This window comes from Candidatus Accumulibacter contiguus, from assembly GCF_036625285.1.
Classification (GTDB): domain Bacteria; phylum Pseudomonadota; class Gammaproteobacteria; order Burkholderiales; family Rhodocyclaceae; genus Accumulibacter; species Accumulibacter contiguus.
In genome coordinates, this window is record NZ_JAZKUC010000001.1 from 1,725,419 (window position 1) to 1,751,130 (window position 25,712).

General features: G+C 61.7%; 25 protein-coding genes, 2 pseudogenes and 1 riboswitch. Of the genes and pseudogenes, 11 read left to right on the forward strand and 16 right to left on the reverse strand.

All coding sequences use genetic code 11. The features are described from left to right. The first annotated feature begins 159 nt into the window (after positions 1–159). The 6 genes from V5B59_RS08420 to V5B59_RS08445 all read left to right on the forward strand — a co-directional run bounded on the left by V5B59_RS08420 (position 160) and on the right by V5B59_RS08445 (position 7,465). Positions 160–1,158 carry a tyrosine-type recombinase/integrase gene (locus V5B59_RS08420; RefSeq protein ID WP_332351793.1) on the forward strand — a complete coding sequence of 333 codons (999 nt, stop codon included), beginning with the start codon at positions 160–162 and terminating at the stop codon, positions 1,156–1,158. Continuing rightward, a complete protein-coding gene (locus tag V5B59_RS08425) occupies positions 1,076–2,173 on the forward strand; it encodes an IS91 family transposase (protein ID WP_332352181.1) in 1,098 nt (365 codons plus the stop codon). Before V5B59_RS08420 ends, V5B59_RS08425 begins: the two co-directional genes overlap by 83 nt. Positions 2,174–2,326: 153 nt before the next feature. Continuing rightward, positions 2,327–3,862: a DUF6399 domain-containing protein gene (locus V5B59_RS08430; RefSeq protein ID WP_332351228.1), complete on the forward strand. Its 1,536-nt coding sequence runs from the start codon at positions 2,327–2,329 to the stop codon at positions 3,860–3,862. Positions 3,863–4,293: 431 nt separating this feature from the next. After that, positions 4,294–5,046 carry a hypothetical protein gene (locus tag V5B59_RS08435; RefSeq protein ID WP_332351794.1) on the forward strand — a complete coding sequence of 251 codons (753 nt, stop codon included), beginning with the start codon at positions 4,294–4,296 and terminating at the stop codon, positions 5,044–5,046. Positions 5,047–5,486: 440 nt separating this feature from the next. Beyond that, positions 5,487–6,857, forward strand: a complete 1,371-nt coding sequence (locus V5B59_RS08440) for a hypothetical protein (RefSeq protein ID WP_332351795.1) — start codon at positions 5,487–5,489, stop codon at positions 6,855–6,857. 11 nt (positions 6,858–6,868) lie between these two features. Beyond that, a complete protein-coding gene (locus V5B59_RS08445; RefSeq protein ID WP_332352182.1) occupies positions 6,869–7,465 on the forward strand; it encodes an IS66 family transposase in 597 nt (198 codons plus the stop codon). A 25-nt stretch (positions 7,466–7,490) separates the two neighbouring features. On the opposite strand, the gene V5B59_RS08450 is transcribed toward V5B59_RS08445, so the two are convergent. The 6 genes from V5B59_RS08450 to V5B59_RS08475 all read right to left on the reverse strand — a co-directional run bounded on the left by V5B59_RS08450 (position 7,491) and on the right by V5B59_RS08475 (position 12,312). After that, a complete protein-coding gene (locus V5B59_RS08450; RefSeq protein ID WP_332351796.1) occupies positions 7,491–7,928 on the reverse strand; it encodes a putative transposase in 438 nt (145 codons plus the stop codon). Between the two features lie 62 nt (positions 7,929–7,990). Beyond that, the gene (tnpC, locus tag V5B59_RS08455) at positions 7,991–9,739 is read right to left on the reverse strand and encodes an IS66 family transposase (protein ID WP_332351797.1); all 1,749 of its coding nucleotides are present in this window, start codon (positions 9,737–9,739) and stop codon (positions 7,991–7,993) included. 331 nt (positions 9,740–10,070) lie between these two features. Then, entirely contained in the window at positions 10,071–10,418 is a 348-nt protein-coding gene (tnpB, locus tag V5B59_RS08460; RefSeq protein ID WP_332351654.1) for an IS66 family insertion sequence element accessory protein TnpB, read from the reverse strand. Then, positions 10,406–10,582, reverse strand: a complete 177-nt coding sequence (locus tag V5B59_RS08465; protein ID WP_332351798.1) for a hypothetical protein — start codon at positions 10,580–10,582, stop codon at positions 10,406–10,408. The genes tnpB and V5B59_RS08465 overlap by 13 nt, the downstream gene beginning before the upstream one ends. A 71-nt stretch (positions 10,583–10,653) precedes the next feature. Next, a complete protein-coding gene (locus V5B59_RS08470) occupies positions 10,654–11,670 on the reverse strand; it encodes a putative transposase (RefSeq protein ID WP_332352183.1) in 1,017 nt (338 codons plus the stop codon). A gap of 390 nt (positions 11,671–12,060) precedes the next feature. Next, positions 12,061–12,312, reverse strand: coding sequence for a hypothetical protein (locus tag V5B59_RS08475; protein WP_332351799.1), 252 nt, complete (start codon positions 12,310–12,312; stop codon positions 12,061–12,063). Positions 12,313–12,519: 207 nt separating this feature from the next. Here V5B59_RS08475 and V5B59_RS08480 point away from each other — a divergent pair. Together V5B59_RS08480 and V5B59_RS08485 are read left to right on the forward strand one after the other, a co-directional pair. Further along, positions 12,520–13,674 (forward strand): annotated as a pseudogene (locus V5B59_RS08480) (Mu transposase domain-containing protein). Further along, positions 13,661–13,870, forward strand: coding sequence for a hypothetical protein (locus tag V5B59_RS08485; protein WP_332351800.1), 210 nt, complete (start codon positions 13,661–13,663; stop codon positions 13,868–13,870). Before V5B59_RS08480 ends, V5B59_RS08485 begins: the two are co-directional and overlap by 14 nt. 25 nt (positions 13,871–13,895) lie before the next feature. Here V5B59_RS08485 and V5B59_RS08490 read toward each other — a convergent pair whose 3' ends face one another. Beyond that, complete coding sequence (locus V5B59_RS08490; RefSeq protein ID WP_332351801.1) at positions 13,896–15,512, reverse strand: IS1634 family transposase; 1,617 nt, start codon at positions 15,510–15,512, stop codon at positions 13,896–13,898. Between the two features lie 131 nt (positions 15,513–15,643). On the opposite strand from V5B59_RS08490, the pseudogene V5B59_RS08495 reads away from it, so the two are divergent. Together V5B59_RS08495 and V5B59_RS08500 are read left to right on the forward strand one after the other, a co-directional pair. After that, positions 15,644–16,264: pseudogene (locus V5B59_RS08495) on the forward strand (ATP-binding protein); the annotation flags it as partial. Then, positions 16,261–16,488 carry a hypothetical protein gene (locus tag V5B59_RS08500; RefSeq protein ID WP_332351674.1) on the forward strand — a complete coding sequence of 76 codons (228 nt, stop codon included), beginning with the start codon at positions 16,261–16,263 and terminating at the stop codon, positions 16,486–16,488. The pseudogene V5B59_RS08495 and the gene V5B59_RS08500, both read left to right, overlap by 4 nt. 94 nt (positions 16,489–16,582) lie before the next feature. Here V5B59_RS08500 and V5B59_RS08505 read toward each other — a convergent pair whose 3' ends face one another. Continuing rightward, a complete protein-coding gene (locus V5B59_RS08505) occupies positions 16,583–17,251 on the reverse strand; it encodes a hypothetical protein (protein ID WP_169071039.1) in 669 nt (222 codons plus the stop codon). 412 nt (positions 17,252–17,663) lie between these two features. On the opposite strand from V5B59_RS08505, the gene V5B59_RS08510 reads away from it, so the two are divergent. Further along, on the forward strand, positions 17,664–18,041 hold the full coding sequence (locus V5B59_RS08510; RefSeq protein WP_169071040.1) for a nucleotide pyrophosphohydrolase: 378 nt from the start codon (positions 17,664–17,666) through the stop codon (positions 18,039–18,041). Positions 18,042–18,080: 39 nt separating this feature from the next. Here V5B59_RS08510 and V5B59_RS08515 read toward each other — a convergent pair whose 3' ends face one another. The 8 genes from V5B59_RS08515 to cysK form a co-directional block, all read right to left on the reverse strand. After that, positions 18,081–18,563: a L,D-transpeptidase gene (locus tag V5B59_RS08515; RefSeq protein WP_169071041.1), complete on the reverse strand. Its 483-nt coding sequence runs from the start codon at positions 18,561–18,563 to the stop codon at positions 18,081–18,083. Between the two features lie 2 nt (positions 18,564–18,565). Beyond that, entirely contained in the window at positions 18,566–19,021 is a 456-nt protein-coding gene (tadA, locus tag V5B59_RS08520; protein ID WP_169071042.1) for a tRNA adenosine(34) deaminase TadA, read from the reverse strand. Positions 19,022–19,231: 210 nt separating this feature from the next. Continuing rightward, the gene (locus tag V5B59_RS08525) at positions 19,232–19,501 is read right to left on the reverse strand and encodes a hypothetical protein (RefSeq protein WP_169071043.1); all 270 of its coding nucleotides are present in this window, start codon (positions 19,499–19,501) and stop codon (positions 19,232–19,234) included. A 167-nt stretch (positions 19,502–19,668) separates the two neighbouring features. Next, positions 19,669–19,755: riboswitch (cyclic di-GMP riboswitch) on the reverse strand. Positions 19,756–20,061: 306 nt separating this feature from the next. Further along, complete coding sequence (tauC, locus tag V5B59_RS08530) at positions 20,062–20,907, reverse strand: taurine ABC transporter permease TauC (protein ID WP_169071060.1); 846 nt, start codon at positions 20,905–20,907, stop codon at positions 20,062–20,064. A gap of 11 nt (positions 20,908–20,918) precedes the next feature. Beyond that, positions 20,919–21,707, reverse strand: coding sequence for a taurine ABC transporter ATP-binding subunit (gene tauB / locus V5B59_RS08535; RefSeq protein WP_169071044.1), 789 nt, complete (start codon positions 21,705–21,707; stop codon positions 20,919–20,921). Between the two features lie 29 nt (positions 21,708–21,736). Continuing rightward, positions 21,737–22,735: a taurine ABC transporter substrate-binding protein gene (gene tauA, locus V5B59_RS08540; RefSeq protein ID WP_169071045.1), complete on the reverse strand. Its 999-nt coding sequence runs from the start codon at positions 22,733–22,735 to the stop codon at positions 21,737–21,739. Positions 22,736–22,862: 127 nt separating this feature from the next. Next, complete coding sequence (locus V5B59_RS08545; RefSeq protein ID WP_332351802.1) at positions 22,863–24,179, reverse strand: aminotransferase class III-fold pyridoxal phosphate-dependent enzyme; 1,317 nt, start codon at positions 24,177–24,179, stop codon at positions 22,863–22,865. 170 nt (positions 24,180–24,349) lie between these two features. After that, the gene (cysK, locus tag V5B59_RS08550) at positions 24,350–25,327 is read right to left on the reverse strand and encodes a cysteine synthase A (RefSeq protein WP_169071046.1); all 978 of its coding nucleotides are present in this window, start codon (positions 25,325–25,327) and stop codon (positions 24,350–24,352) included. Positions 25,328–25,712 lie beyond the last annotated feature (385 nt).

Sequence of the window (25,712 nt, forward strand, 5' to 3'; positions counted from 1 at the left end):
ACCCCACTGCCCTTGTCTTTTTTCGCTGTCGCTCCCTGAATTCGCTCTTCCCCTCACCCTGACTGTCTGACGGCTCGGCGCCTCGCTTCCCACGCCGCCCGTAAATCCTCGATCCTCGTCGCTGCGGGGGACGTCCCCGCAGCAATCGAGGAGAGGATCATGAGTGAGCTGCGTGAACGAATGAGCAACGCCATGTGCCTGCGGGGAATGGCGGCACGGACCCAGGAAGCCTACATCGGAGCGCTGGTCGAACTGGCGAAGTATTCCCACCGCTCGCCGGCGGATTTGCGTGTCGAGGAAGTGCAAGCCTACCTGCTGCACTTGATTCGCGACAAGAAGCTCGCCTACGCGAGCGTCAATCAAGCCTCGTGCGCCTTCCGCTTTCTTTATCGGCGGGTGCTCGGTCGCCCGGAAGCCGGTCTCGACATCCCGATGGCCAAGGTGCCCAAGCGTCTGCCGCAGATCCTCTCGCGTGAAGAAGTCGCGCGCCTGATCGACTCGGCGAGAACCCTGCGCGGGCGAACGCTGTTGATGACCACCTACGCCGCCGGCTTGCGGGTGTCGGAAGTCTGCACCCTGCAGGTGGTGGACATCGAGAGTGCCGCCGATCGCATGTGCCTCAAGGTACGCCAGGGCAAAGGCGGCAAGGATCGCTACACGCTGCTGTCGCCGCGTCTGCTCGCCGCCTTGCGGGCCTACTGGCGCGACACCCGGCCGCGGCTGTGGTGGTTTCCGAACCGGGCAGGCACGGATCCGATCGAGATCCAGACCGCGCAGCGGATTGACTACGCAGCGCGCCACGCGGCGGGCATCGCCCCCGAGGGCGGCATCCACGGTCTTCGCCACGCCTTCGCCACGCACCTGCTCGAAGCCGGCGTCGATCTTTACCGCATCGGCCGGCTCCTCGGCCAGGGTCCTCTGTCGACGACCTCGCGCGATCTGCATCTGGCACGCTCAAAGCTGACCGGCAACCCCTCGCCGCTGGAACTGCTCGACCCGCACCGTTGGGCCACCGCCAGTGACTCTGGCCGAGGTCTTCCGCCGGCACGGGCCGGCGTACCTCGCCAAGCAGGTCTTGTCGTCAGCCAAGGCCAAAGTCTGGCGGGCCATCGTCGCCTGTCGCACGGCCCTCCTCGGCGCCCACGTCGAGACCGGTGACTGCTGCGGGGTGACGCGACCCGTCGATCACTCGTGCCGCAACCGCCACTGCCCGCAGTGCCAGACCCGAGCCAAGGAACAGTGGCTGGCGAAACGGCGCCAGGAGCTGCTGCCGGTGCCGTATTTCCATCGGGTGTTCACCCTGCCGCATGCCCTCCATGCGCTGATCGGACAATGCCCGCGGGTGATCTACGAGCTGCTCTTTGGCGCGGCATCGGCCACGCTCACCGAATTCGCCGCCAATCCCCGCTGGCTGGGTGGCAAGCTGGCGTTCTCGTTGATTCTGCACACCGGGAAGCAGGACCTCGGGCGGCCTGTGCCTGTGCACGCCCTGGTCGCCGGCGGGGCGTTGTCTCCCGAGGGCGAAGGGAAGTCGCCCAAACGCGGCTTCCTGTTTCCGGTCCGCGCGCTGTCACCGGTTTTTCGCGGCAAGTTCCTCGCAGCACTGAGCGAAGCCCGAGGTTCCGGGCGGCCGCTGGTGGCAGAGCTGGCCGACGAGAAGGTCTGGCGAGCCCTGCGCCAGCAGTGGCTGGCGCACGACTGGGTGGTCTATGCGAAACAGCCGCTCGGTGGCCCGGAGCAGGTCCTCGAATACCTGGGTCGCTACACGCATCGGGTGGCGATCTCGAACGAGCGTCTGGTCGGGATGGACGAGACGACCGTCTGTTTCCGCGTGCGCGGCACGCCGGGTAAACGCGTGCTCAGCGTACCGGCGGAGGAATTCATCGAGCGCTTCCTGCTGCACGTCTTGCCGAGCGGCTTCCAGCGGATTCGGCACTGCGGCCTGCTGGCCCCGGCGGCGAAGACGACGAAGCTGGCGCTGGCACGGCAGGCCTGGTCGGTCCCGGAAGCCGACCCGGTGATCACGGCAACGGTCGAGGACTTCCTGCAGCGCGTCGGCCGCGCGGAGTGGGCGCGCTGTCCCCACTGCCACGAGGGACGGTTCGTGCCGACGGCGGCGATTCCGCCGGCTTCCCACTTAAAGCGGGACAGTCATGCTACCGATAGAGTCTGAGGATGAAGGGAGCTGAGGAGATGGGAACTGGTTGCCGCATCTCCTGTATCATCAGTTTTATGACAAAAAAACTCTACGACTCAAGCCATACGGACAACCAGCCGCGTCATTTTTGCCGCACTTACAGACCAGGGAAAACGAAGCCTGCGTGCAGTGGGGGAATTAATTCATCGCCCGAAAAGCAGTGTTCATCGCCACCTGCAAGCGCAAGCCCGTAGGAACCGACATCCTGAATCGGGGTTTTGGGAAACCGAAGAGGGGGAGGCATGGCTGAGATTGCTGGTATTTGCTGTGCTGTACACGTTCGGGCTGCAACATCATGTGGGGGCGGGTGCCTTGTCGGATTTCTTCCAATTGATCCGCCTTCATACCCATGTGGGGGTGTCTCCCAGCGCCTTGCAGACCCAACTCAGCCGGATGGAAGCGCTGTTGCCCCTGTTTCAGCAACAGTGTGAAGCCTCGGTACCGACGCGGACACGCCAAGCGGTGGTGGCCGCGGATGAGACGTTCTTTGGGGAGATTCTGATCTTGGTGCTGATGGATTTGTCCTCGGGCTACCTATTGCTGGAGTCGATTCAGAAGGACCGGGGTTTCGATACCTGGTTTGCCCAGGTGACCCCGCGCCTGGAAGCACTGGGTATCGAAGTCAACCACGCCATCAGTGACCGGGCGAAGGCCCTGATCAAATTAGCGGTCACAGGCTTTGAGTGTACCTCGGGCGCGGATACGTTCCACGAGCAATATGGCCTCAGTCGCTGGTTGTCACCGGCCTTGGGACGTCGAAAAGCCAAGGCGGATCAGTGCTGCGAACTGGCCCAGAAGGCCCTTGATCAGCCGTCGCGCGGAGCCAGTACCGAGGAAAAGGCGGCTTTGGCGGCACAACAGGCCTGTGCCTGGGAAGCCCGCGCGCAAGTGGAACAGGCGCAGCAAGAGTACCAGAAGCAGTTGCTGGGAATCGCCGAGGAAATCCATCCCTTCTCCCTGGAGGAGAATACTCGCACGACGGCGGAGAGCGTAGTGGCAGGACTGGAAACGCGAGCACAGGCCCTGGAAACTCTGGCGGCGCAACAAGGGATCCAGGATACCCGTTCCGCCCTGAAGAAGTTCCGTGCCCAGATCGGCGCCTTATCGAGTCACGTCAGCTTTTGGTGGCTTTGGGTAGAAGAAATCCTGCTGGGCTGGTCTCTGGATGAAGCGACTCGGCAATGGCTGACGAGCAAGCTGTTGCCCGTACTCTATTGGCACTACCAAATGCGGAAAACGCAAAACAGGGTTCACCGGAAACGGTATCAGGAGGCTTGGCAGCGAGCATTAGAGGCCTGGAAAGCAGACCCGTTCCATTCGGGATTCTCCGAGAGTGAGTTGCAGCGCTGGCTAGAATGGGGGGAATGGATGGTGCGACAGTTCCATCGCAGCTCCTCCGCCGTCGAAGGGCGCAATGGCCGCTTGTCCCAGTTGTATCATAACGGGCGAGGTCTGACGAAATGCCGCCTGGCTGCGCTAACGGTTATCCACAACTATGGGGTGAGACGTAGTGACGGCACTATCGCAGCCGAACGTCTGTTTAGCACCTCTTTCCCTGATCTTTTCGATTGGCTGCTCAACCAGATGGGGGAACTTCCCTTACCGAGGAAGTCCCGCCACCGGGTTGTGCATAACCCATTGAAGTTAGAGATTGTCCCGGCTTAAGTGGGAAGCCGATTCCGCCCCTGCGTCCGGCGACGCCGCAGACCGCATCGGTTCGCGGACCCCCATGAAAACGACCAGCGCTTGGCGAGAGGATTTTCGGTGTGCTCCATGGCGGTTCCGGCCGCCAGGAGAGGCCTCGTCGGCAGCGTCCCGAAGTCACCATTCCGGCGTGGCTTTCTGTTGGCCAGAGCACCCTGTTCGTTCCTGTCACCCCCTCGCGAACAGCAGGAAGCCGCTCGTCTGCCTCTGGCCAACCCGTCTGACCCATGCCCGTGGCTTGACCCGCGGCACGGGAGGCTTACAATCCCCATCAGTACCGCCGTCGAGGCGCTTCAGTCCAACGAGGTTTATCTGCCGCGGATACGCCAGCGGTTGGACCCAGCGCTTTCGGCGCGGCAGATAAACGCTATTCGTTAGGTTTCTTCACCATCATGGAACGCCTCTACGATCAAGCCTTGGCGAACATGGAACGTACAGTGCACGGATTGGCACAGCGGGTTTCGCCGCCTCAATCGGTTCCATACAAGGATTCGTTCGTTTTTCGATACGTTGAGAGAACACTTCACCAAGCTCTCGTGCAGAAGCTTGCACGTATCTTGACGGGCCTTCGTGCTGCGCGTCTCCTGCTGGAAAATGGTTTACTTCAAGAGCAGGGTGCCTTGCAGCGCATTCTTGATGAACTTCACGAAGACGTCTCATTTCTTGCGCTTGCGGTTATCTATGACGATCACACCCCCCTTCATCAAGCCTACCTCGATGCCTTCTATGAAGAAGAGTTTGACGCTGAAACGGCGTTGGAATCCACGCAGAAGCGACCAATGATTTCGAGACAGAAGATTCGGGCCTACATTGCGCGTATAGAAGGTGCAGCGCTTGACCCAAGCCGAAGAGTAGAGCTAACGCGAACAATTAGTAAGGCCTACTCTGGCTTCATTCATGCCGCCTCGCCTCACGTTATGGATATGTATGGAGGAAACCCGCCACGATTTCACGTTCAAGGCATGAAGGGAACGGAGCGACAGCAGGAACATCGTGAAGATCTTTGGAACTACTTCTATCGAAGCATCGTTGCCTTCGCATTGACCGCAAAGGCGTTCGGAGATGACGCGTTGTTTGCTCAAATCCAGCAGTTCTCCCGTGAGTTTGAACGGCAACGTGGGAAAGACTATGCACCAAAGCCATAACCCGAAACCTAACCCTGCGCTCGACCCCGTTCCCTTCGGTCACTGGACGCTGCGCGATGAAGCCGCGCAGCGCCGGTCAGCTCCACGTTGGGCGCTCGCGGGGGAAAGCGCGTGAGTCTTCCTCGCGGTCGCGGCCGTCGGCCTCGTCTTCGCGGGAAGCTGCGGCGTTCCGTAGCGCTTCCGGTGGCAGCGTTGCCGGGGCTGACGCGGTGGCTCCGTTGCCGGTCGTTCCTGTCCTGCGGCCGCATCGGCGGGCGCGCTTGCGGCGGGGTGCCGTTGGCGGGGTTCTGGCCCGGGGGCTCGTATCTTTTCCGGTCAGCAGTGGCTACCCTCTTGACTATTCGCCCAACCCGGCGCTCCAAGGGGCGCTGCGCGATAAAGCCGCGCAGCGCCCCTGAGCTTCCACGTTGGGCAGCATCGGCCGACACATCGAGGCTTTTATGGACGAAATCAACGGCATTCCTGTAATTCGCCTGGCTGACGTAATCAAACCCGTTCTCGATCACTATGGCCGTTCCGCTAACGACCCGTTGATCCGGACAGATATCTTGGTTGATATGCGCCACGCCGTCGTCAGTGGAGAGATAGAAGCCATTCGGTCTTTTCTATCCAAAGACGAAGCACGCTGGATCGGAAATCTGCAATGGGCGTACTTTCAGCGGTTCGAAGGTTTAGGCCCACTGGACGGTTACGAAAACTGGGCGCGCGCCAAATGTGACCTCCTCCTAGCAGTTGCGGGTGGAACCAGAGAAGACGATGGAATCATTCAACACCTGCTCAACTACGAAGACTTCCACGTTGAAGTACTGCCATTCCCCTTTGGCCCTACATTCATCGTTCGACTGTACGAAATGCGAGGAGTAGATTTTTTTCTGTTCCACTACATGGGAGGAGAGACTTCGGCACACGAAGATGGCGCGCTTTTCGACCACGCTGCGAGCGTTACCAAGTCTCTGACGAAACTCGGCCGTACCGCCGAAGCTACGTTGGTCGAACGAGAACTCGTGGCCCGAAAGGAACGGCTCACCGCAATTCGAAAGGACTTCCAAGGCCCAGAGTATGACCCGTCGGCGAACCTAATCGCACGCATTCGAATCGCCGGCGAACGGTTCTGGTCCGACTACTTGACTCCGGAAGTGTGGGTCAGAGTAGACCGGCAATCGGCTTCTGAATTGGTAGACGCGTTTTCCACGGAGTACCTACTCAGACAACACGTGCTCTCGACTTGGAGCACGGTTGCTTTGGCGCTATGCAAAGTCGTTGAGCGCGAGATCGCGAGAGCGATTTTTGTACCTTGGAAGCGTCATTTTCACGCGGCCACATGGGTACCTCCCCGCGCTGAGTCCGAGAAGTCGCGAAAGAGACTTGAGTCTCGCGCGATGACATTTAAGACACTTCAATCGTGCTCGGGTGAAAAGGGACATTCACCAACGCTCGGACAGTTACTCTTCATAGCGAAGTTCTGGAACGATCCGCTAATGGAGCAGTGCACGGAGGTTTTTCGGAGCATTCGTGCTCAAGCCAGCCGGGTTCGGCCGACGTTCTCCGACGACATCGTCCGCCTCGTGCGACTTCTAGAACAACCATTCACGATGAATGAATCGGTAGTGAATATCCCTGACGCTCGGAACCGTAGCGCACATCCCCGAGAAGATGATGAAATTGATTGGAACGTATTCATTGGTCATATAAAAGACACGCTCGGAAAACCGCCAGCGGAATTACTCAAATTGCTGGTAAGTCTTACTGCTGCAAGCAATGCTGCCCAACAAGGCGCTCCAGGGGACGCGCCGCAAGCGGCGCGTCCCTGAGCTTTGACGTTCTGCCCGGCTTCCTGGGCACCCTCATTCACGATGGCTGGAAGCCTTATCGTGACCTCCTCTGCAAGCACGGTCTGTGCAATGCCCATCACTTGCGCGAGCTGACCTACCTCTTTGAGGATCTCGGGCAAGCCTGGGCCGGCCGCATGATCGATCTCCTGCGGACGGCCTGTCATGAGGTCGGTCAGACCGGCGCGCCGCTGCCGGAATCCCGCCGGGCGTTCTTCCTGTCCCGCTACGCCGACATTCTCAGTGAAGGGGAAGCCCTCAATCCCCGGGCTCCACCCTCGGGCAAACGCGGGCGTCCCCGGCAAAGCAAGGCGACGAACCTCCTCCTGCGCTTGCGCACCTACACCGACGATGTCTGGCGCTTTGCCACGGATCCCGGCGTTCCGTTCACCAACAACCTGGCCGAGCAAGCCGTGCGCATGTCCAAGGTCAAACAGAAAGTCTCCGGCGGCTTCCGGACCAAGAAGGGGGCCGATGCCTACTGCATCATTCACTCGTATCTCGCAACCATGCACAAGCAGGGCGCCAATCTCTTCCACGCCCTGATCCTCACTTTCCAGGGCCAGCCCCCTCAGCCTCGCCTCGCTTGAGCTTCGGCGTGGTCGCCCTGAGTAGTTACTCGTCGCACAGCTTGCGTATGGCCTGATCGGAAGTGCTGTTAGCCATATGGTGCAGGCGTACGGTCAGGGTGCCTGCCTGTTCGTCGGGCAACAAATCGGCTTCGGTCATAAAAAGCGCTTGCAGCAGGCTTCTTGCCTTATCGTGGCGCACGAGGTTCTTCTCGCAGAGGGTATTGGCCATCGCGGTTTCTGAGCGATAGGCAATCATCTTGATGGTGTCGAGCAATTGCTGGCTGTGGGTGCTCAATTGGCGAAACCGCTGTTCTTCAGGGAGTTCCTCGAAGAGCATATGGGATGCTGTCTCCTTGCGCTGCTTCTTCGTGTCCTTTCGGCAACGCTGCGAAACCCCGGTCGCGCGGGCCTCAGCCGCGCGGCGGCTGATCCGCGGTGACCGCCACGGGTGGCGCGCGGCCCCGCGGCCGTGCGCAGGCAAGCCCCAGCGGCAACCCGGCGTTCGCTTCCGTTCGGAACGTTGGAGATCGTTGCGCTGCCGGGTTAGTCCGGCGGAGGTTCGGTACTCTCCGCCTCGGCGTGTGCGAGGGCTTCGCTATAGTTCCAGGGCATCCAGGCCGCCGGATCGAGCGCCACCTTGCCCGAGTGGCGCAGCAGGGAAACGAGGTAGTGGAACGGCTCGATCTTGTGGAGTTCGGCGGTATGGATCAGGGTCATGAACAGATCACCGACGCGCGCGCCGTTCAACGTGCGATAGAAGAGCGCGTTCTTCCGATGCAGAATGGCCTTTTTGAGTATACGTTCGGTGATGTTGTTGTCGAGTGGGGCGCCCGGCACGCGCAGGAACAGGGTCAGCTTCTCCCAGTGGTTCTGCATGTACGCGATCGCCTGGCCGAGTCCTGAGTGGGGCTCCACGGTGTGCTCCGCGAACTGCTTGGCCATCCAGTCTTGCAGCGCCTTCATCCGTGGGCCGCTTTCCTTCTGGTGAAGGAGCAGGCGCTCGGCGGGCGAGAGCCCCTGCTGCTTGGCCTGCGCGTCGGTGTGGAAGACGGCGCGCAGCGTGTGCAGGACAAAGGCCACTTCTTCCGGAAAGGCCTCGACCACATCGACGTAATTGCGTCGCGCATGCGGGATGCACGAGGCGGACAGCGTGGAATGATCGCCCGGCCGGTTGCGCGTCGAGGCATCGGACATGTGGATCGGCGGATCGGTCACTTCCCGCAGATCGAGCACTTCGGCAAGGTGTTCGCCGGCATGACAGGGCCCGGTCTTGAACAAGGCGATCAAACCATTTGGCGTCTCGGCAACGACACCGGAAGTGAACACGCCGGTGCGATCGGCGGACGCGCCGGCGGGCAGCGCTTCGGCGCGTGCCTCTTGCGTCAGGGTCAGGATGCGCATCGCCGTATCATCGTTGTACACCACGGTTCCTTGGGCTGCCTGCCGTGCCAGTTCGTCGAAGACCGGCATGAGGGGCGCGGCGGCGGCGGCCACGACTTCCCATTGCGTGCCGACCGGCATCGGGATGGCCAAACCCTGTTCCAGCCGCTCGATGCGGTGGAACGGCAGACCGCAGCCGTATTTGAGGAGCGCGATCATCGCCGCGGCGCTGTCGTCGTACTTTGCCTTGCCGACGCCTGGCGGGGGGTCGGCGGTAAACACGGTGCCACACAAGCCGCAACGCAGCCGTTCGAGTTCGTAGACCTCCGCAAGCAGCGGCGCTACGCCGGTGATGCGAACCAGGACCGCGGGCTCTCCTCGTTGCCCATACACCCGACCGGTACACCCGTCGACGGGACACGGATCGCCGTGCCGTAACGTCGCATGCGGTACGGCAATATGCGGCGCTCGCGGATAATCGGCCGCCCCGTTCCTTCCGTGCCCGGGGCGCTTCTTCTTGGGCTCGGCTACCCCGGATTCCGGGGAGGTGGTGTCCGAAGGAGCCTGGCCGGCGGCTTGCTCGTCGCCGCCTTCCGCCGATGGACGGGTCGGCGTGTCCGCTGGCGGCGTTTCGCCCTTCTTCCCTTCCCCGAGCACATGGGCCGTGCGCTCGGTCGGCGCGCCGAAGAGAATCCGCCGTAGGCGTGCCAGCGTGGTTTCCTTCGTCTCGAGTTCGGCGGTGAGCCGCGCGAGGGTGTCCACCGCTGCCTTCAGGGTCGCCTGTTCGGTCTCGGTCAGCGGTCTGGTTCCGCTATGCTCGACGATGGCCTCGATCTCCTGCACCGGGATGACCATCCGCTGCGGCGGGTTGTGTGCAGGCCGCTTCCGGTGAGATGCCCGCTGCCGGCTCATGGCCGTACGCCAACGAGCTGGCCGAAGTCCCCCCGCAGCCGCTTCCGGCAACGGTTCGAGCGATGGCGGGGGGCCTTGCGGCCACTGACCGCGGCTGCGCGGAGGCTCGCAACCTCCTCGGCGCGGAACTCCCGTCTGCCGTACCCCCAGCTTTGCGAACTCACCAGCTGCATTCTCAGTCCTCCAGCAGTGACCCTTTCTACCCAAGGTATTCTGCCAAAGACCAGCGACGATGTCTAGTCCTTTCGCGAAAGGTCGTTTTCGGTATCCCCGTTGCGGTGGGTGACGACCGGCTTTCGGAAGTTCTGCTTGCGGGCTGCGCTCTCGCAGGTCAGACGACCGCTCGCCATTCCGGGATTCCGCCGGCCGCGGCGTAGTCGCCTCCCGAGAGCAGGACCGCCAGCGCGTGCGGGGCGAGGAGCTTCCCTGGTGACTCCTGCGGCCAGAAGCGGTAGTGCCCCTGCGACAGCCGCTTTTGACAGAGCCAGAAGCCTTGCCCGTCATAGACCAGGAGTTTGACCGCCGTGCGCCGGCGATTGCAGAAAACGAACACGCCGCCGCTGAACGGGTCTTGGGCCAGTTTCTGCCGCACACGTCGGGCGAGACCGTCGATGCCGCAACGAAAATCCGCGGGCTCGGCAGCTACCCAGACACGCAGGCGCGCGTTCAGCGCGAGCATGGCTGGACCTGCCAGAGGCTACACGCGACCTCGGCCATGTGGCTGCTGGCCGCTTGTGGCAGTTCGATGCGCAGCGCGCGGCCCGCTCGGTCGGTGAGAACCAGGACGCACACAGGTGGCGCCAGCGGCAGGCCGAGATCGAGTTCGACGAAGCTCGATGACACGGGCGCGCTGCGCGCGTCTTCGGCGGCGTTCCTGGCGGTCAGGCGGTGCTTCAGGCTCTTGTAGTCGAGCTTCAGGGCGACGGCAACCTTGGCGATGCCGTACCGCTCGGCGAGTTCGGTCGCTTGCGACCACAGCTCCTCCGGAATGCGAGAACTGCGGCGGCGGGTGCTCCGCCACTGGGCAAGCGCCGCGGCGGTTTCGGCCAGTGGCGGGGCGGTTGCAGGTAAAGACGTTGACATTGGTAGGCCTTTCGAACGGTCGTTACGGGCCTACCAAGGTACCAGGCCAGCGCTGGAATTTCACGCAGCATTGCCGAAAGGACACGCTTCTTCAAGGTCTTCAGCTCATTTTGCAGAAGGTCGATCTCCGCCTGGGCGGCTGCTTTTCGGGCTAGAACAAGGTCAATTTCCTTGGGTTTGCTCGTCTCTTCGAGGTTGAAGGCTCCGAACTTGGCCAGCACTCGCTTGAGTTTGGTGGTGACTGAGTAAATTTGCCTGTCGAGTTCCCGGCGGGCAGGGTTTACGGCCTTGACGGGATCAGGAATATCTTCGGTACGATAGTCCGCAAGCTGGTCCAGGGCAAAGCGTTCGCGGGCGTACCTGAAGAAATTTTCCTGAGACCAGCGGGCGAACATGGCCGCGGCGGTGGGTTTCAAATCCGAGACGTAATCGGTGCTGAGCAGGGCGGTCTGGTGACCGCTGTCGGTCAGCTTGCGAATCTCACGCAGCCACACCACGCCAGAGAGATAGGTGCCCCGTTCGGCGAGTTTCATCTGCACCCGTTCACCGCTTTGCAGCTTCACGGTTTGTTCTATGAACTCCTCTGCCGACCAGTCCTCGCCCGGGTATTTGTGATAACAAAGACAGGCGATGCGGCGCGCTTTCATGCGCTTGACGAACTTCGGGCTGTAGCCCTCACGATCAAACACCAGGGTGAAGCGATGCAGCAGCGGCTGCGCTGCCAGGGACTCGGCGCTGTGCTGGGCCGGGACATCGTGCTCCAGGCGGGGCACGATCTCGCCTTCGATGACTTTGATCAGACCCGGATCAATCGCCTGGTTGACCCTGAAGAAAGGTTGGCCATCCATTGTCAATGGCGGTCAAGAAGTGCCGATAGTTGGCTGCGAGGCGTAGAGGAGGCTGCCGGCGAGGGATGGTCCGTGGCCGAGACGATCGGGGTTTCGGGGCGGCTGGGCCACCGATGATGCGGCAGGGGGGCGTGTCGGAAGGAGCCCGAAGGGCGACTGAAGACACGCCCCCCTGCCGCGCGCCGACCATCGGGGAAGTTTGCCGCGGATCGGCCAAGGGGCCAGGCGGGGATGACAAGCCGGTTCGCGATGCGGTAAAAAGGGCCCGCCAAGAAGAACGAGCACGACACCGGCCAAACCCGCAAAGTTCACACCGATGTCGTGCCCCACACCGTGCTGGGCACGGGTGCAGGGAGAGTATTTCACGAGCGGCCTCTTCCTGTCGATAGCTCATTGGCGTGACGGGAACCGCCAATGGAAGCCACCGGCCGACTCTTCCTGTGCCATCGCTGCCGAACCCAGGTCGTCGTCTGCAGCCGCTGCGACCGGGGCCAGATCTATTGCGCCGCTGGCTGCGCGCAGGCCGCACGCCGCGCTTCCGTCCAGGAAGCCGGCCGCCGCTACCAGAAGAGCCGAAGAGGCCGCCTCAAGCATGCCGAAAGAAGCCGCCGTTACCGGCTGCGCCAGCAGAATGTGACGCATCAGGGTTCTATGCCACCGGCACAAGAGTGATCTACTGCGGCGAACTCGGCGGTGGGCCGGGAACCGGCGGCAGTCGGTTCGACCGCCCTTCCCGGACGGCGCGCTGCCATTTCTGCGGGATGCGCTGTTCGGGCTTGCTCAGGCAGGGCTTCCTGGGTAGCTGCCGGGTTCCATCCGCCATCTCACCTGATCGAAGAGGAACCCGAGTTGACCATTTCCCCTGAAACGGAAGCGCAGATTCTGCGCTACTACCATGCCGAGCGCTGGCGCATCGGCACCATCGCCACCCAACTGGGTGTCCATCATGGCACCGTCCGGCGTGTCCTGACGCAGGCGGGTCTGCCACGCACCGGTATCGCGCCGCGCCTTCCCGCATCGACCCCTACCTGCCCTTCATCCGCGAGACCCTGGCGCAGTTTCCGACCCTGACTGCCAGCCGGCTGTACGTCATGGTCAAGGAACGCGGCTACCCGGGCGTCCCGATCACTTTCGTCATCTGGTCGCCTTGCACCGTCCGCGACCGAAGGCGGAAGCCTACCTGCGGCTGCGCACGCTGCCCGGCGAACAGGCCCAGGTCATATCCGAGAGGCCTTCTTTGCCGGCCGCAGCTTTGCCGATCTGGCCGATCTCAATGCTCAGGCCGATGCCTGGTGCGCCGGCGAAGCCGCCGACCGGCGCTGCCCGGAAGACGTGACCCTGACCGTACGCGAAGCCTTTGCGCTGGAATCGGCGCATCTCATGGCCCGGCCGGACAATCCCTATCCAACCGACGAGCAGGTGGCGGTAAAGGTCGCCAAGACGCCCTATGCGCGTTTCGACCTCAACGATTACTCGGTTCCCCATACCCACGTGCAACGCACGCTGAGCGTCGTCGCGGATCCCCGGCAGGTGCGCATCCTCCAGGGCCAGACGCTCCTGGCGACGCATGCGCGCAGCTATGATCGGGGGCAGTGCATCGAGAATCCCGCCCATCTCGAGACGCTCGCCGCACACAAGCACCAGGCCAGTCAGCACCGCGGTACTGACCGCCTGACCCAGGCGGTGCCGGAGAGCCGGGACCTCCTCGTGCGGGCTGCCGAGCGTGGCGGCCATCTCGGCGCGATCACCAGGGCTCTGTTGCGCCTGCTGGATCGTGATGGTGCGGCCGAATTGCGCGTCGGCGTCCTCGACGCACTGGCGCGCGAGGTGCCGCACGTGAACGCGGTGCGCCTGGCTCTGGAACGTCGGCGCGAAGCCCAAGATCAGCCGCCGCCGGTCGAAATCACCTTGTCCGAGCAGGTCCAGCGCCGCGACACGCCGGTCCAGCCACACCGCCTGGCAAGTGATGACCAACTCACGGAGGCCGACGATGACCCCGCTTGAGAGCCTGCGCCGGCGCGCAGAGACCTTGCACCTGCATGGCCTGCTCGCCCATTGGCCAGAATTGGCCGACAGCACCTGGGTTGAGCCGCTACTGGCCTGGGAGGAAGCCGAACGGGCACGGCGCAGCCTCGACGGATCTTCCCCCAGCCAGCAAGCGCAGTTATGCTGTAACTATCGGTTTTTGTTAAAAAAATAGCCGATGCCGCAAAAGCGGCGCCTGCCTACGCGGCGAGCTTGTCGGCTTTGGCCTTGAGCGGGAAGGACAGACCGATGGCGCTGAGGATTTTGGCCTGTTGATCGTCCGGGCGTGGCAGATGCGTGTGACGCTGACCGTTGCGGTCGGTGGTGTAGAGATAGGTCAATCGTCCGAGGGCCACCAGGGCGTCGTCCGGAGTGATGGCGGCGGGGTCGTCTTCGGTGCTGCCGAAGGTCCGGTGCAGATCGGCTTCAAATCGCCGCGTGATCTTCAACGCGAGCATCGCCACGAAGACATGCGCCTTGGTACGCTCGGCCTTGCGCAGGAAGATCGGGCGAATTTCCAGGAAGGTGGTTTTCACGGTACGGAAGTTGCGCTCGACTTTTTGCAGATCGCGATAACGCGCATCGACCGTCTTCGCGTCCATCAAGGTTAGCGGCACATCGGTTTCCAGCAGATAGCAGCCGTCGAGCAGGGCGTCTTGTGCTTTGGCCTCCTCGTCGAGGGTACAGACAATGACGCGTTCTTTCAGCGTCAGGGTGACAAACGCGCTGAGCTTGTGGCTCTTGGCCCAGCGCTGCAAGGCGGCCAGGCCTGCCGCCGCGCTGGCGCGCCTGGAGTTCTGGACGAAGGCGTTACGTTCGGCGACCTTCGCTTGCAACTGCGCCCACTTGTCCTCTCGCCGCCGCCCCTCGCGCACCCGCACGGTCTCGTTGCGGCGCACGATCAGGCGCTTGTCGTCGTGCTCCACCTCGCACAGATGCGCATCGAACAGATCCGTCTGCAGCACGCCCTCCTTGAGGAAGGTGCGTATCTGGGCGTCCGTCAACGCCGTGATATAACGGAAGCCCTCCGCCGACAGCGCGGCCTTCCCCTTGGCCTTGATCATTCCCCGATCGCCCACCATCACCACCTCGGCAATCCCGAACTGCTCCTTCAGGATCGTGATCTGGCTGGCCACCGTCGTCGGGTCCGCGGTGTTGCCTTCGAAGACGCGCACAGCGAGGGGCTCGCCGTCCTCGGCGGTCAGCAAACCGATGACGATTTGCGGCTTGCCGCGCTTGCCGTCGCGGTGGTAGCCGTATTGCCCCAGCTCGTTGCATTCCCCTTCGAAATAGCTTGAGGTCACGTCGTACAGCACCAGAACCGGTGTTTGGCCCTGCTCCTTGACGTAGGCCTGGTACAGTTCTCGCTCGATGCGCTCCTGCTGGCTCGCCAGCCAGTCCAGCGCGGCATAGAGGTCGTCCTCATCAAAGTCCTCCACCCCCAACACATCGGCCACCGTGTGCTGTTTCGCCCAGCGTACCGCCGACAACCGCGAGCCACCATGCGCGATACGCGCGAGAATCAGGAACAGGTTGAGCTTGCTTTCCGCAGCGCTGCCCAGCACCCGCGTGAGGCCCACTTGGTCGGCCAACTGCTTGAGGGCAAACAGCACCCCAAAAATCTCGCCGCTGGTCATCTCTCCCGACCAGTCGTCGAATTCGCCCTTCACCAGACGTTCCATGGCGACGATTCGTTCCGGTGCCCAGTTCGTCAGATTGGCGATGGTTCGTGTGCAGACTTTGCCTCCCTCGCGATAGGACTCGCGAAGCAGGATGGCCGGCCTGGACTTTCGGTTGGGGACGCGGGCGATGTACATGCCGACAATAATAGCCAATAGCACATTGTTTGTAAATAGCTATTATTATATTTACATGCCTACATTTTTGCCGATTTTCTGGTTTCTTGCCATGAATCAACGACTTACCTCAAGGGCTCCGGGAAGGTCCGCTCGAACGCCGCCTCGGCTGTGCCCATATCGGCCGATTCAAGCCGCTGGCCGATTTCGATTGGAACTGGCCCACGCAGTGTGACCGAACGGCGATCAGCGAATTGATGGGGCTCGATTTCCTGCACAGCGCCACCAACGTCATCCTGGTCGGCAGTAGCGGGCTGGGGAAGTCGACCATTGCCCAGAACATCGCCTATCAGGCCGTCCTGCACGGCCACACCGTGCTGTTCACGACCGCAGGCCAACTTCTCAATGATCTCGCCGCCCTCGATAGCGATTCGGCTCTGCGCCGTCGATTGCGCCACTACGCCGCACCGTCTCTCTTGGTCGTCGACGAGGTTGGCTACCTGTCCTATTCGAACCGCCATGCCGATCGGCTCTTCGAACTGATCAACCGCCGCCACGAAACCCGCAGCACCTTGATCACTACCAACCGCTCGTTCTCGGACTGGGCGGAGGTCTTCCCCAACGCCGCCTGCGTCGTCGCGCTCATCGATCGTCTCGTCCATCACGCCGAGATCATCGCCCTCAAGGGCGAATCCTATCGCCACAAAGAGGCCCGCGAGCACGCCGAGCAGCGCTCCCGAAAACGCAAGGCAACCGCCGGGAGCACCCCATGAAACCCTACCCCCAACCCTCCGGATTGAACCACGGCCTCGACTGCCTGATATCCGCCGAATGGACACCGGCCCAGGCTTTCGCCGTCGTCGAACTGCTCGACGACTTGCGGGACCGGATCTGCGCTCACTACCAGACCGCCCTCTTTGAACTGCTTCGTGACGAGCAATCCAGGGACAGCGACGCCAATCCCTACGACCCCTGGACCGAAGAGCCGCCGTTCTAACCGCTGCCAACCTTCCAATCCTCAAGGGGCCCTTACCGGCCCCTCCTTTGTCCACTCAATCAGTCCAGCATTCTCTGCCATTCTTCTGCGCCATTTATGCGCGCTTCCTTCCAGCCACTAACAGCGCAAACAGCACACCCCCACAGGGCACATCGACCACCGCTTGAAACTGCGGCAGCACCGCAGTCAGTCCGCCCATACTGGCAGCTACCCGGGCATCGATGTTCGACGCGCCCATCCCCATCGGGGCCTCACTGTCGAGCAGGCTGCGCTCACTCTTGTTAGTCAAGACGACCGCTGGCTTGGGCTTTGACGACGGTGCGTGCAGTCGCCCGGCACGCACCGCTTTCGATAGCGTGTCCGCTTTGATCTTCAAGCGGGCAGCCACCTGCGCAGTCGTCAGACCCTCGTCCAGAAAGTCTTGTGCCTGCTTCATGACGACGGCGGTCAGCACCGCTGGACCACGAGTTCCCCGTGGGGCATAAAACCCCTTGACCCCTTGCTCGTGGTAACGCTTCACCGCACGCTTGACACTGAGTACGGGTACGCCAAAGGCACGGGCAACGTCCACACCCCGGGCATTACCGCCAGCGATAAATTGTGCCGTAATCATTCGGAAGGTGGGGATGTCCTGCTCGTCATGGCTGAATACCGGCATCATCCCGTTGAAATAGGTGATCCGCTCGTCCTGCCTCACAAAAGCCAGCAGATTGTTGATGTGGATCGCCCCCGCAGGAAACATCGGCAACAGCATTTGCGGCATCGCTCTCTCCAGGTCAAGCGGAGCCGGTGCCCCGTCAGTCACCAACTATCTGCCAATTGCCGTATCTTTACAATATCCGACACACTCCTTCTCCAAAAACGCTCCATAGTACCGAAAACAAGAGTCAAGCCGTTGGACTGTAATGTGTTTTTTAAGGCTACCGCCCTAATGTCATGGCAATGAGATCAGGTGTTCTGAAGGTCATCAAGAATAGCAGGCAGTTTCGCGCCCCCTGTCGCGGTAGAATGGCAGCTTCGCGAAACCCGCAAGTGACCCGCATGCGCCACCCTACGGAGGACCTGTTTGCAGGCGAGAAAGCGTTTCCCAGATTACCGGGCGCTGCGCGCACGCGCGCAGGCAAATCACCTGCGCCTGCCGGAATAAGCAAGACCACGCTTCTTCACCTGAAGCCATGAGCCTTTCGACACTGACCGCGGCAGTGCTCGAATTTCGCGACCAACGCAACTGGGCGCAGTTTCACAGCCTGCGCAACCTGATCGTCTCGCTGAACCTCGAAGCCAGCGAGTTGCTCGAACTGACGCAGTGGAAGAACGACGCCGAGATGGCAGCGATGGCAGGCAGCGCCAGCGCGCAGGAAGCCCTGCGCGACGAATGTGCCGACGTCCTGATTTACCTGCTGTTGATTGCCGAAAATGCCGGCATCGACCTTGAACAGGCCGCCCGTGCAAAACTCGTCAAGAATGCGATCAAATATCCGGTCGCGAGCAGCTACGGATCGAACCGGAAATATTCGGATACCCGTCCGGCCCAGGACCAGACAGACACCTGACTTGCCGCACGACAGGTTTCATAACGGTCGGTGCAATGCTCAGTCCTCGCGGATATCGACCGGCGTGTACGGCGGCACCCACTCGAACAATTCAACAATATCGGCGTTGTGCATGCGAATGCAGCCGATCGATCCGGGGCGACCCATCGGCGTCGTGTCCGGGCTGCCGTGGATGTAGACATAACGGCGCATGGTATCGACCCGGCCCAGGCGGTTGCGACCGGGTTCGCAGCCAGATAACCAGAGGATGCGCGTGAGAATCCAGTCGCGCTGCGGGAATCGTTCGGCGAGTTCCTTGCCATAGATCTCGCCAGTCGGCCTGCGGGCGGCAAAAACCGTGTTGACCGCTTCGCCGGCACCAATCTTGGCGCGGATCAGGTGCCTGCCGCGCGGCGTGCAGAAGCTGCCCGAGACTTCGCCAGGGCCATTCGTTGCCGTGGACACAGGATAGCTGCGCAGCACCTGCCCGGAGTCGTCCGAGAGGGTCAGCGTCTGTTGTTTGATGGAGATCTCGATGTGCATGCTCACTCGCGGCTGCGCCGCGCCGCAAAAAACCCCGATAGCAACTGTCCGCACTCATCGGCCAGGATGCCGCCGACGACTAGCGTGTGATGGTTGAGGCGCGGCACCGCAAAGAGGTCGACGACGCTGCCATGCACGCCGGTTTTTGGATCCCGCGCGCCGTAGATCAAACGGGCAATGCGCGCCTGCAGCACCGCACCGCCACACATCGCGCAAGGTTCGAGAGTCACGAACAGTTCGCAGCCAGGCAGACGGTAGTTGCGCAGATTGCGCGCGGCATCGCGTAGGGCGGCAATTTCGGCGTGCGCCGTCGGATCATGTTCGCCGATCGGCGAATTGAAGCCCCGACCGACGATGACCCCATCGCGAACCACCAGCGCACCAACCGGCACCTCGCCGAGGCACTCGGCAGCCCGCGCCAGGGAAATCGCCTCACGCATGAAATAGTCGTCGTTCATCGATACTATTCTACCGCAGCGCAGAAGCAGGCTGCCGGGAACACTTCGACCCTGACCCTACTACCTCAGCTGAAGAAAGGGAAGCGGCGGCACCCGCAGCGACCCCGCAAAGCAGTGCCGCGACCCCTTCAGTCCTCTCAAATCTACTCAGCAAATCAATTCAATCAGAGAACATCCGTTTTGTCGTCCGCATGTTCTCCTGATTGGCAATCAGCTCTTGAGCCACTTGCGCAGCAGATGATCGAGGACCATGAAAAGGATCAGGCAAGCCACGAGCGAGATGCTGGCGTTGGTGAACCCGTTGAAAAACTGGGGCGAAGCGATGGGAGACGTCTCCCTGATCGAGTAGTGATACGACGAGTTCGCAGCCGACAGACTCCGTTCCGCCACCTGTCCATAGGCATCCTGGATACTGGCGGCCGCCAGTTTCATGGTCTCGGTTCCGGCGGGAGTTTCAATCGTCGCAATAAAGGTTCTCATGGTTTCCTCTGACTCTCAACGCATACAATGCATGACATCAGCAGCGGTTGTTGCGCCAACATTTTCTTGGCATCCATTGTTCAACAACACCGTTGCCGCACTCTCATACGAGAGTCATGTTTCAGCCGTGGAAAGGAAACCAAGTGCCCGCACGAACGTGCCTGGAGCGAGGTAACCCAGCCACCCACCTGGATTCCAGGTTAGGGTCTGCAGCTTTGCGTCCGGGGCTTTCACCCCGTTTGCCATTTGTCTCGTGGAATCATTATATGCCTGGAGCGCAGGCCTGCTGTGAGAATATTCACACCTGAGCCCATGTGATTACTTGCTCAACAACCTCATTCCCCGCCCCAGCCCATCGAGTGTCAGTGGGAACATGCGGCCACCCATCAGATGGTAGATGTAGTCATTGCCGTATTTGTGCAGCACGTCCTGGGTGGCGATGCTTCCCCGAGTTCATGGCCTTCTACTTCCCGCTGGCCCATGCCGAAATCGACCAGGAACTCACCCAAGTGGTACAGGATGCTGAACTCGGCAAGCGTTCCCAACGGCCATGGTCGCTTTCAGCTTATGCCCTGCTCCCGCCACGGGGCCAGGCGACGGGATAGGGCGCGCAGGGAGAGTTCGAGCGCAAAGGCAATGATGGCGATCACGGCAATTCCCAGGATGACCACGTCGGTCACCAGGAACTGTGCAGCCGACTGCACCATGAACCCCAGGCCGCTCGTCGCTGCGACCAGTTCCGCGGCAACGAGTGTCGACCAGCCGGTCCCCAGGCCGATGCGGATACCAGTCAGGATGTCGGGGACGGCGCTGGGCAACACCACGTAACGCAGCAACTGGACACGCGTCGCTCCCAGGGACTGTGCAGCGCGCAGGCGGTTTTGCGAGACCTGTCGAACACCACCCGCTGTGGCAATCGCGATTGGCGCATAGATCGCCAGGAAGATCAGCAAGACCTTGGACAACTCGCCAATCCCGAACCAGATGACGATCAGCGGCAGGTAGGCGAGCGGCGGCACCGGACGATAGAGCTCAATGAGGGGGTCAAGCACGCCCTGCGCGATTCGTGAGAGGCCAATCGCGATCCCCGTCGGTATGGCCAGGACGACGGCTGCGATGAGCGCGCAGACTACCCGACCCAGGCTTGCCGCCAGATGTTGCCAGAGTGTCGAGTCCATGAACCCCTTTGTGGTTACCAGCCAGAACTTTCCGAGCACAGCTTGAGGCGAGGGAAGGAACAGGGGTGCGATGAGTCCGGCCGTGGTCGTGGCCCACCACACGACAAGTAAGAAGATGATGGTTAGGGTACTGATGGTGTTGACGCTGAGCAAGAAGTTCCCGGCCGGGCGTGCCGGCGCCTGCTCGCTTGCGAACGCTGTCGATCGCGAATTGTCGCCGATGCTCATTTCGGTGGGTGTCATGTGGTGCTGACCTCGCGTTGGGCAAAGACCAGTGAGAGAACGTGCTCACGGGTTTCGATGAAGCGTGGATCCGACTTGATGCTGCGTGCGGATTCACCATTGGCATGACGGTGGCCGAAGTCCAGCTTCATCCGTTCGGCCACTCGACCGGGTCGTGGCGAGAGCAGGATCAGGTCGGTCGCCAGAAACACAGCTTCTTCCAGATCGTGGGTAATGAGAAAGATTTGTTTGCGAGTCTTTCGCCACAGACGCAGAAGTAGTTCCTGCATCTGTTCGCGAGTGAACGCATCGAGGGCCGCGAAGGGCTCGTCCAGCAGCAGAACGCGCGGGTCCGCAGCCAGCCCGCGCGCGAGCCCGACGCGCTGTCGCATACCGCCGGAGAGCTGCCAGATAGGATGCTGTTCGAACTCCTGGAGGTCAACGAGTTGCAGCGTCCTGCGCGCTGTCGCCTCACGTTCCGCCCCCGGAAGTCCGCGCAACTGCAATCCGAAAGCCACGTTGTCCAGAACGTTCAACCAGGGCAACAGCGCATCATCCTGAAACACCACCCCACGTTCCGCGGACGGCCCGGAAACCAGCCGATCGTCGAGCAGGATTCGCCCACTCGTCGGCTGCAGAAAGCCGGCAATCAGGTTGAGCAAGGTCGTCTTGCCGCAACCCGAGGGGCCGAGAGCGACTACCAGTTGTTCGGGGTCGATGACCAGTGAAACATCCTGCAGGGCCGCCACGCCCCGAGCAGCGCCCGGATAGTGAACGGTCACCTGGTCAATGACGAGTCTGGACATGGAAAGTGATCGCTCGGTCGCTCGGGCGGCTACCTGGCAGCAAGCGTGCTGGCCTTGCTGATGTAGGCGCTCGAAACGAATGGCGCATAGTCGCTCTGCAGGGTATCCACCTTGCCTTGCTCCTTGAGGAAGCCGGCGGTATCGGTCAGAGCCTTCACGGTCGGCTTGCCGAGTAACTCGCTCTGCTCCTTGGCCAACGGAAAGACGTTGCCCTCGAGCAGGCCGGCAATGTCTTCCTTCTTGGCACCGGTGATGCGAACGACCTTGTCGAGATTGTCGGCGTTCCCGAGCCAGGCCTTGGGATTGGCTCGATAAGCCGCGTACGCATCCAGTGTCACGCGCGCAAACTTCGTCACGAAGTCGGGATTCTTCTCGGCAAAATCGTTGCGCACGATCCAGCCGTCAAAGGTCGGCGCCCCCCACTTGCCGACATCCGCCGAAGTCGCCAGAACCTTGCCACTTTCCTTGGCCTTGCCGAGCGCGGGGTCCCATACGTAGGTGGCATCAATGTCACCGCGTTGCCAAGCGGCAGTGATTTCCGGCGGCCGTAGATTGATGATCTGAACCTTGGACGGGTCGATATTCCAATGCTTCAGTGCGGCCAGCAGACTGTAGTGTCCGGTCGACACAAAGGGCACCGCGATCTTCTTGCCGATCAGGTTTTCGGGCTTTGCAATCTTGCTGCCATTGCGCACGACGAGCGCCTCGGAACCGCCGAGCTGAGCAGCGACGAGAAAGGTGACGACCGGCAGTCCTTTGCTCGCGGCAGCAGCGATGGGGCTTGAGCCAACGTAACCGATCTGCACGTCACCCGAGGCGATTGCCGTGAGGACTTCGGCGCCGGCATCGAACTTGCGCCAGTTGATCCTGGCGCCTGTCGCCTTTTCATAAAGACCGTCAGCCTGGGCCACCTTGGCGGGATCGACGCCTGTCTGATAGGCGATGGTGACTTCGTCGGCAGCGATGGTGGTGCCCGAGAACGCCAGCAGTGCCAGGGCGGCGATCGTGAAGCGTCGATAGATGTGCATGTCGCATTACCTTCCGGTGGAGTGAGTGAGAAGGAGGCAATGTAGCAAAGGGGCATTCCCGTCCGGAACGAAGAAAGTCGGATATCTAAATCACGTCCTACGGAATATGCTCAGCAGAACGACGGCTTTACTTCTCTTCCGCCAGTGTTCGCCGCAGGATCGAGACGATCTTGTCGATATGTTGACGTTCGGCGACCAATGCCGGAGCAATGATCGCGGCGTCGCCGGTGGTCTTCACGTGTAGTCCGCGATCAAACAGGGCTTTCTGCAAGCGGTAGCCACGCACTCCCGGCTTCCCGTCCGGGGCAAGATCGATCCCGGCGATGAGCCCATAGGCGCGGATGTCGGTGACCACTGGCAACTCGCGCAAGGTGAAAAGCTGGTCGATGAAATAGCTCGACAATGCCTCGCCACGCGCAAACAATTCTTCGCGTCGATAGATCTCCAGGGTGGCGATGGCGGCCGCAGCAGCCACCGGGTGACCACCGGAAGTGTAGCCATGGAAGAACTCGATCTGGTCGGCTGGGACAGAGTCGATGATGGCCTCGTGGATTCCTCGGTCGACGGCGACCGCACCCATCGGGATGGCGCCATTGGTGATCGCCTTGGCAACGGTCAGGATGTCGGGCCGCACACCGAAGCTCTGGGCTGCAAAAGCCTTGCCGGTCCTGCCAAAGCCGCAGATCACTTCATCGAAGACCAGCAGGATGCCGTGCGCCGAAGTGATCTCGCGCAAGCGTTCCAGATAGCCTTGCGGTGGCAGCAGGACACCGGTCGAGCCGGCGATCGGTTCGACAAAGACGGCAGCAATGTTTTCGGCGCCGTGGGTGGCAATGATCCGGAGCAGATCGTCAGCGAGTTCCCCCCCGTGTTGGGGAAGTCCGCGGGTGAAACGGTTCTCCGCAAGCCAGGTGTGCCGCAGCAAGGGCACGTTGGGTAACTGACTGGCAAAGTGCCGACGGTTGTTTACGATGCCGGAAAGGCCCAGGCCACCGAAGTTGACGCCGTGATACGCACGCTCGCGCGAGACGAACAGGGTGCGTTGTGCTTCGCCACATACGCGGTGGTACAGGAGGACCATCTTGATCGCCGTATCGACGGCCTCCGAACCCGAGTTGACCAGAAACACCCTGTCCAGTCCGGCGGGGAGGATGCCGGCCAGCTTCTCCGCTACAAGGAAGGCAGGCGGGTTGCCGCGATAGAAGCTGGGAGCGAAGTCCAGTTCGTCGAGTTGTCTGCCGACTGCCTGGGTGATTTCCTCGCGGCCATGCCCAGCCGCCACCGCAAACAAGCCGGAAGATCCGTCGATAATCGGGCGCCCGAGGGGGTCGTAGTAAAACATTCCCTTGGCGCGGGCCAGGATCTTCGGCTCACGCCGGAAGTCCCGGTTGGGCGTAAATGGTAGCCAGTTGAAGGAGAGATCGAGGTCAGGACCGTTACTCATGTGTTTTCCTTGTGACCTTGAAGCAGGAAGTCGGCGCCACGCTCGCCGATCATCACCGTCGGGATGTGAGTATTGCCGAGGAGCGCGGGGTGAACCGGGCGGTAGCTGGTCCTTACTGGTTCTTCTGCTTGCTGCACCGGGGTAGCCAATGGCGCCCCGATGCAGCCGCCTTACAGCGCCTGGCCGGTGGCGTCGAAGACGCCGTCGAACAACACCGAACTCAGGTAGCGTTCTCCGGAGTCGGGCAGCACGACGACGATCGTCTTGCCGGCATTTTCCGGTTTCCTGGCATGGCGCACCGCCGCCGCCACGGCCGCACCGCAGGAAATCCCCGACAGGATTCCTTCCTCCCTGGCGAGGCGGCGGGCGTACTCGACAGCCTCTTCGTTCGACACCTGTTCGACGACGTCAACCAGCGAGAGGTCGAGCACCTGTGGTACGAAGCCGGCGCCGATGCCCTGGATCTTGTGGGGACCCGGCTTGAGCGCTTCGCCGGCGAGCGTCTGCGTGAGTACCGGGCTGGCGGAAGGCTCGACCGCTACCGAGAGAATGGGTTTGCGGCGGGTATTCTTGATGTAACGCGAAACGCCGGTGATGGTGCCGCCAGTCCCAACCCCGGAGACGAAAATATCAATATTGCCGTCGGTGTCGTCCCAGATCTCGGGGCCGGTGGTGCTCTCGTGAATCGCCGGGTTAGCCGGGTTCTTGAATTGCTGCAACAGCACGTAGCGATCCGGGTCCGACTCCGCGATCTCCTCGGCCTTGGCGATGGCGCCACCCATGCCTTTGGCGCCTTCGGTCAGTATCAGCTTGGCGCCATAGGCCACGAGCAGCTTGCGCCGCTCCAGGCTCATGGTTTCCGGCATGGTCAGTGTCAGGGGGATCCCGCGTGCAGCGGCGACGAACGCCAGGGCAATGCCGGTGTTGCCGCTGGTCGGTTCGACGAGTTCCTTACCTGGGCCCAGCAGACCACGCTGCTCGGCATCCCAGATCATCGCAGCACCGATGCGACATTTGACCGAATAGGCGGGGTTGCGTCCCTCGATTTTGGCGAGGAGACTGGCCGGAGCGCCGTCGGCGATGCGGTTGAGTCTGATCAGCGGCGTGCGGCCTATGGAAAGGGAATTGTCTGCGTACCATCTGGACATGCGAATCTCCTGAACTGGGAACGGTGTAGGGGCAACTGGCTGCCGAGATCCATGGACTCACCACGGGGGAATTCAGCGCGTAGCCGTCGACCTTAGGCCACGGCGCAACATCCTGCAAAGACAAAGTTTTTCTATGCTTATGCGTTCGGCGCGGAGCCAGTGGGGCGGCATGGCCAGGACTTCTTTGCCAGTCGACGAACAGGCTGCCGAGGGGGTCGTACTGACCGCTCGCGCGGTAGCTCTGGTCGCCGCGGCAACTGGATTTGCTGATCTCTGCCACCAATCGTGCTCCATACAGAGCAGGGATCCGGAGGAATAAGCTATGCATTTCTTATTATTTGTCGCGCCCGTCCTGGCTGCCCACAATGCGACCCTTGGTCAGTTA